The 7,732-nt window shown below is 68.6% G+C and carries 1 protein-coding gene; it reads right to left on the bottom strand.

Annotated features, from left to right (window positions below):
- A partial coding sequence (locus tag ACH4S7_RS36440; protein ID WP_398525729.1) for a type I polyketide synthase occupies positions 1-7,732 on the bottom strand: 7,732 nt, incomplete at both ends.

The following is a 7,732-nucleotide window of genomic DNA, read 5'->3' as shown; positions in this document are numbered from 1 at the left end:
CCTGCACCGGAGACACCACCACATCCCCACCACCCACACCCACAGCACCCCGCGTCACACACCACAACGGAGCCACCACACCCACACCACCCAACGCCCGCACCAACCCCAACGTCCCCACCACACCCAACGACACACCACCCAACCCCTCAAACCACCCCTCCACCAACCCCAACAACGACACCACACCCGACACATCACCCACACCCACACCCTCCGGCAAACCACCCACCACCAACGAACCCAACCCCTCCACATCACCCAACACACCCACATCCACACCCACCACAACCACCCGCACACCACACCCCACCAACGCACCCACACACCCATCCACCAACCCCACATCCACCCCCACCGGAACCACCACCACCCACGTACCCGACAACCCACCACCACCCGACAACAACCCACCACCCACCCGACGCCACTCCACCCGATACCGCCACCCCTCCACCACCGACCGAGCCCGCCGCCCCAACCACCACGACGACAACTCCGGCAACACCTCACCCCACACATCCACCGACACCCCAGACCCCAACACCCCAGCCAAACCCTCCACATCCCCCCGCTCCACCGCACCCCAAAAACCAGCATCCATACCGTGGGCGACAACCCCATCCACCGCCGGCTCAGCCCCAGCCGCAGCCCCGGACTCCAGCCAGTACCTCTCACGTTGGAAGGCGTACGTCGGCAGCTCGACCCGCCGCCCACTCTCCCCGCCACCAAGCACCGCAGACCACTCCACCGCCACACCCGCGACAAACAGCTCGGCCAGCGCCGTCAACGCCGTCTCAGGCTCCGCACGCCCGGACCGCAGCAACGGCGCGGCAATCACCTCACCATCGGCCAGGCTGTTCCGCACCATGGCGCTGAGCACACCGTCAGGGCCCAACTCCAGGAAGGCACTGACACCCTGCTCGGCGAGGTAGGTCACCGCCTGGTGGAACCGGACGGGCTGACGGACATGCCCAACCCAGTAGGCGGGAGAGGTGGCCTGCTCGGCGGTCAGCAGCTCACCCGTGGAGTCGGAGACCACCGGGATCCGCGGGGCGTTCAGCGTCACCCGCGACACGACCTCTTCGAACTCGGCGAGCATCGGCTCCATCAGCACCGAGTGGAAGGCATGGCTGACCTTAAGGCGCTTCACCTTCCGGTCCTGCACCAGCCAGTACCCGGCGGCCTCAGTCACCGCCTCGTCGTCACCGGAGATCACCACCGTGTCCGGGCCGTTCACCGCGGCGATCGACACCCGGTCCGCCGTCTCCAGGGCCTGAAGCGATTCCAGGACCTCGTCTTCCGACGCCTGGAGGGAGACCATGGCTCCGCCCTTGGGCAGGGCCTGCATCAACCGACCCCGAGCCGCGACAACCTCGGCCGCGTCCTCCAGCGACAACACACCCGCCACATGTGCCGCGGCCAGACCACCGATGGAGTGACCCAGGAGATAGTCCGGCGTCAGCGACCACGACTCCACCAACCGATACAGCGCAACCTCAACGGCAAACAACGCTGCCTGCGTGAACACGGTCTCGTCCAGCAGCGCCGCAGCCTCGGTGTCAGGCTCGGCGAAGAGCACTTCACGTAGCGGACGCTCCAGATGGGCGTCGAGCTGAACACAGACCTCGTCCAGCGCAGACGCGAACACCGGGAAACGCTGCGCCAGTTCACGACCCATACTCAGCCGCTGCGCACCCTGTCCCGTAAACAGGAACGCTCTGCCTTCCGGCACGGACACTCCCGACGACGTCCGGATCACTCCGGAGCACGCCTCGCCGCGTGCGACAGCGCGTACCCCCGCGAGTAGTTCCTCACGGTCGGCGCCAAGGACCACCAATCGGTCCTCGAAGGCCGAGCGGGACGCCACCAGCGAGCGGGCCACCTCCACGGCAGTGTCCTCGGGACGTGCCGTCACCCAGTCGGCGAGCCGGGACGACTGCCCACGCAGGGCCGTCTCACCGCGCGCGGAGAGCACCCAGGGCAGCACGCCGACCGGGGTGTCATCGCTCTGTTGCGGGCCGCCGACCGGGGTCGGCTCGGTGACGGGCGCCTGTTCGAGGATGGTGTGGGCGTTGGTGCCGCTGATGCCGAAGGACGACACCGCGGCCCGGCGCGGACGGCCCGTCTCGGGCCACGGGGTGGCCTCGGTCAGCAGCTCGACCGCGCCGCTCGCCCAGTCGACATGCGGCGTCGGCTCATCCACATGCAACGTCGCCGGAAGAACACCGTGCTGGAGCGCCATCACCATCTTGATCACACCCGCCACACCGGCCGCAGCCTGCGTGTGCCCGATGTTCGACTTCAACGAGCCGAGCAACAGCGGCCGGTCCTCGGGACGGTCCTGACCATAGGTCGCCAGCAGGGCCTGCGCCTCGATCGGGTCACCCAGATTCGTCCCCGTGCCATGCGCCTCGACCGCGTCCACATCGGAGGTCGTCAGTCCGGCCGTCGACAGGGCCTGACGGATCACCCGCTGCTGCGACGGACCATTCGGCGCCGTCAGACCATTACTCGCACCATCCTGATTCACCGCACTGGAACGAACCACCGCAAGAATCGGGTGGCCGAGCCGCTGGGCGTCCGACAACCGCTCCACCAACACCATGCCAACGCCCTCGGACCAGCCCGTGCCGTCGGCGCCGGCCGCGAACGCCTTGCACCGACCATCCGGCGCGAGACCACGCTGACGACTGAAGTCCACAAACGTCCCCGGCGTCGCCATGACGGTGACGCCCCCGGCCAGCGCCATCGAGCACTCGCCCTGGCGCAGGGCCTGCGCCGCCCAGTGCAGCGCGACCAGCGACGACGAACACGCCGTGTCCACCGTCACCGCCGGACCCTCAGTCCCAAGAACGTAGGCCACCCGGCCGGACATCACGCTGCCGGCGTTACCGGTTCCGAGATAGCCCTCAAGTCCTTCCGGTACGGACCGCAGCCGGGCCGCGTAATCGTGGTAGCTCATCCCGGTGAAGACACCGACCTTGCGGCCGCGCAGCGACAACGGGTCGATACCCGCGTTCTCGACCGCTTCCCAGGAGGTTTCCAGGAGGAGCCGCTGCTGCGGGTCCATCGCCAGGGCCTCGCGCGGCGAGATCCCGAAGAAGCCGGGATCGAACTCGCCGGCGTCGTAGAGGAATCCGCCCTCACGGGTGTACGAGGTCCCGACGTGGTCGGGATCCGGGTGGTAGAGGGCGGCGAGGTCCCAGTCGCGGTCGGCCGGGAAGCCGGAGATCGCGTCCCCACCGCTGATGACGAGCTGCCACAGCTCTTCCGGCGAAGCGACCCCACCGGGGAATCGGCAGGCCATACCCACCACGGCCAGCGGCTCATCGGGCGACGCCGCAACCACGGTCTGACCCGGCAGCGCGGTGCCGCGCTGCTCCAGTACGTCGGCGACGACCAGGGCCGCGACTTTCTCCGGCGTCGGATGGTCGAAGACGAGGGTGGCGGGCAGCGCCACCCCGGTGGCCTTGCTCAGCCGGTTCCGCAGTTCCACAGCGGTCAGCGAGTCAAACCCGAGATCCCGGAAGGCGCGCCCCGCCGGAACTCCGTCGACGCCGGTGTGTCCCAGTACGGCGGCCACATGCGTACGGACCATGGTCAGGACGATCCGGTCCCGCTCGCTCTCCGACGTACCCGCGAGTCGTTCGGCCAGCTCGGAGCGGGCCTGTACGTCGCCGTCGCTGTCGCGATCCTGCGCGAGCAGTGCGGCGACGGCCGGGATGTCGTGCAGCAGCGGTCGAGGGCGGGCCACGGCGAAGGCCGGGTAGAACCGCTCCCAGTCCACATCGGCCACCACCAACGCTGTCTCACCACGTGTCAGGGCCACGCCCAGCGCGTCGATCGCCGGTTCGGGCGCCATCGGATGCAGACCGCGCCGGTCCATATCCGTCAGCGCGCCGGACTGGTCCGTGACCGCCGAGGAGTCCTGCTGGTGCTGCCACGGGCCCCAAGCGATGGCGGTCACCGGGAGTCCCAGCCCCTGGCGGTACTCGGCCAGCGCGTCCAGACCGGCGTTGGCCGCCGCGTACGCGCCCTGACCGCCGCCACCCCAGACACCCGCGCCTGAGGAGAAGAGGACGAACGCCGACAGGGACAGGTCTTTCGTCAGCTCGTGCAGGTTCCATGCTCCGACCCACTTGGCGTCGAGTACAGGCAGGTAGCGCTCCGCGCTCATGGATGCCAGGGGCTCGTCGTCATGGTGGTGTGCGGTGTGGACGACCGCGGTCAGTGGATACTCCTCCGGTACGGCGGCGAGGAGCGCGGCCAGTGCGTCACGGTCGGCGACATCACAGGCGACGACCTCGGCCCGGCTGCCCATCGCGGTCAGCTCCGCCAGCAACTCCGACACACCCGGAGCAGTCTCCCCCGCACGGCTCACCAACAACAGACGCTGGGCACCCCGAGCCGCCAACCAACGCGCGGCCCGAGCCCCCATCACCCCCGTACCACCCGTGACAAGGACCGTACCCGCACCCGGCGACCACCCACCCTCCCCAACCGAGACCGCAGCCGAAGCCGGGGCGGGGACGAGGCGTCGTACGAACACACCCGACGACCGCACCGCCACCTGATCCTCACCACCGTCACCCGCCAGGACGGAACAGAAACGCTCCCAACCCCGACCGTCGACCGATGCCGGCAGGTCGATGACACCACCCCACCGCTCCGGATGCTCCAGACCCACCACCCGACCCAACCCCCACACCAAACCCTGCACCGGAGACGACACCACGTCCCCACCACCCACACACACAGCACCCCGCGTCACACACCACAACGGAGCCACCACACCCACATCACCCAGCCCCCGCACCAACCCCAACGTCCCCGCCACATCCCCCACCAGAGACACAACCCCGGCGACGGAGTCCACCTCATCGGAGGGCACAACGCGCCGCAACGACTCGGTCCACATAAGGCGATCGCCGCAGTCACTTCCCTCGGCGGGACGGAGCACGATGGCGCTCGCTCCGTGGGCTTCGAGCGCTGCCACGGTCTGATCGACCAGCTCCAGGTCTTCGGCAGGGGCCACGACCAGCCAGGTTCCCGTCAGGGTGCTGGACTGCGTGCCGGTGCGCGGCTTCCAGGCGACGCGGTAACGCCAGGAATCCGCGACAGATCGGACGCGCTGCGCCTGCCGCCAGGAAGACAGCGCGGGCAGCACCGACTCCCACTCGACAGCGGACGCGTCCACGCCTACCGCGGCGAACGCGCTCGCCAGCTCCCCGGCATCGCCCTGCTCGACCGCTCGCCAGAAGACGGAGTCCCCGAGTTCGGTCGCGGCCTCCGCGGGAATCTCAGTACCGGTCTCCAGCCAGAAACGCTGGTGCTGGAAGGCGTAGGTCGGCAGGGCGACCGGACGGGCGCCGTCGAGGAGTACGGTCCAGTCGACGGCCACACCGTTGACATACAGCTCAGCCAGCGCGGTGAGCGCGGCTTCCGGCTCCTGGCGGCCGGATCGCAGCAGGGGGACGACCGTAATGTCACTGTCGTCGGTGAGGCTCGTGCGGGTCATGGCGCTGAGTACGCCGTCGGGGCCCAGTTCCAGGAAGCTGTTCACGCCTTGGCCGGTGAGGTGGGTGATGGCCTGGTGGAACAGGACCGGGTTACGGACGTGGCTGGTCCAGTACGCGGGAGAGGTGGCCTGCTCCGGTGTGAGGGGCAGACCGGTGGAGTCGGAGATGACCGGAATCCGCGGGGCGTTCAGCGTCACCCCAGACAGGACCTGCTCGAAGGTGGCGAGCATTGGCTCCATCAGGGCCGAGTGGAAGGCGTGGCTGACCGTAAGGCGCTTCACCTTCCGACCCCGGGCCCGCCATTCGTCCGCCACCGCTGTGACGGCGTCCTCGTCTCCGGAGATGACGACCGCCTGCGGACCATTCACCGCGGCGATCGACACCCGGCCGTCCAGCGACTCGACGACCTCGTCTTCCGACGCCTGGAGGGAGACCATGGCTCCGCCCTTGGGCAGGGCCTGCATCAACCGACCCCGAGCCACCACCACCTCGGCCGCGTCCTCCAGCGACAACACACCCGCCACATACGCGGCAGCCAGACCACCGATCGAGTGGCCCAGGAGATAGTCCGGGGTCAGGGACCACGACTCCACCAGCCGATAGAGCGCGACCTCCACGGCGAACAGGGCTGCCTGCGTGAACGCGGTCTCGTCCAGCAGCGCCGCCGCCTCGGTGTCAGGTTCGGCGAACAGCACCTCACGCAACGGACGCTCCAGATGCGCGTCGAGCTGAACGCAGATCTCGTCCAGCGCGGACGCGAACACCGGGAACCTCTTCGCCAGTTCACGACCCATGCCCAGCCGCTGCGCGCCCTGCCCAGTGAACAGGAACGCCACACCACCACCGGACCCGACAGACGAACCCTGCACGACACCAGGCCAGGGTCCACCCTGAGCAGCCGCCGCCAGACCATCCAACAGCGCGTCCCGGTCCGAACCGAGAACAACCACCCGATCCTCAAAAGCCGACCGCGACACCACCAACGAATGACCAACATCAACCAAGCTGTGCTCAGGGTGCTTCAACGCCCACTCCCGCAGACGAGCCGCTTGGCTGCGAAGGCCGTCTACACCTCGCGCCGACACCACCCAGGGCACCGTCACGCCCGAGGCCGAATCGGCGTCAGGCACATCGGATACACGATCGACGGCTGGGGCCTGTTCGATGATCGTGTGGGCGTTGGTGCCGCTGATACCGAAGGACGACACCGCAGCCCGGCGTGGTTTGCCCGTCTCGGGCCAGGCGGTGGCCTCGGTCAACAGCTCAACCGCACCGCTCGCCCAATCGACATGCGGGGTCGGTTCGTTGACATGCAGCGTCGCCGGGAGGACGCCGTGCTGCATGGCGAGCACCATCTTGATCACACCGGCGACACCGGCCGCGGCCTGGGTGTGTCCGATGTTCGACTTGATGGAGCCCAGCCGCAGCGGCCGGTCCTCGGGACGATCCTGACCGTAGGTGGCCAGCAGGGCCTGCGCCTCGATCGGGTCACCCAACGCCGTGCCGGTGCCGTGCGCCTCCACCACATCCACATCGGCGGGCGACAGATCCGCAGCCGCCAGGGCCTGGCGGATCACCCGCTGCTGCGACGGACCATTCGGAGCCGTCAGGCCATTGCTCGCACCGTCCTGGTTGACGGCGCTACCCCGGATGACAGCGAGGACGGGGTGGCCCAGGCGCTGCGCGTCCGACAGCCGCTCCAGGACCAACATGCCCACGCCCTCGGCCGGCCCGAACCCATCGGCAGAGACATCGAACGCCTTGCACCGACCATCCGCCGCCAGACCCCGCTGACGACTGAAGTCGACGAACGTCCCCGGAGTGGACATGACGGTCACACCGCCGGCGAGTGCCATGGAGCACTCGCCCTGCCGCAGGGCCTGACCCGCCAAATGCAACGCCACCAGCGACGACGAACACGCCGTATCCACCGTCAGCGCCGGACCCTCAAGACCGAGCAGGTAGGCCACTCGGCCGGAGACAATGCTCGCGGATGCTCCGATGCCCAGCAGCCCTTCCAGGCCGTCCGGGACGGTTCGGAGACGTGCCGCATGGTCGTGGTAGGTGACTCCGGCGAAGACTCCGGTACTGGTCCCCTTCAAACTCAACGGATCGATACCCGCGTTCTCAACCGCCTCCCACGACGCTTCCAGGAGAAGCCGCTGCTGCGGGTCCATCGCCAACGCCTCACGCGGCGAAATCCCGAAGAA

Origin of the sequence: Streptomyces sp. NPDC020965 (genome assembly GCF_044333555.1) — a bacterium.
Lineage (GTDB): Bacteria > Actinomycetota > Actinomycetes > Streptomycetales > Streptomycetaceae > Streptomyces.
Note: the sequence above shows the minus strand (reverse complement) of the source record. Positions and strands in the feature narration are given on the sequence as shown.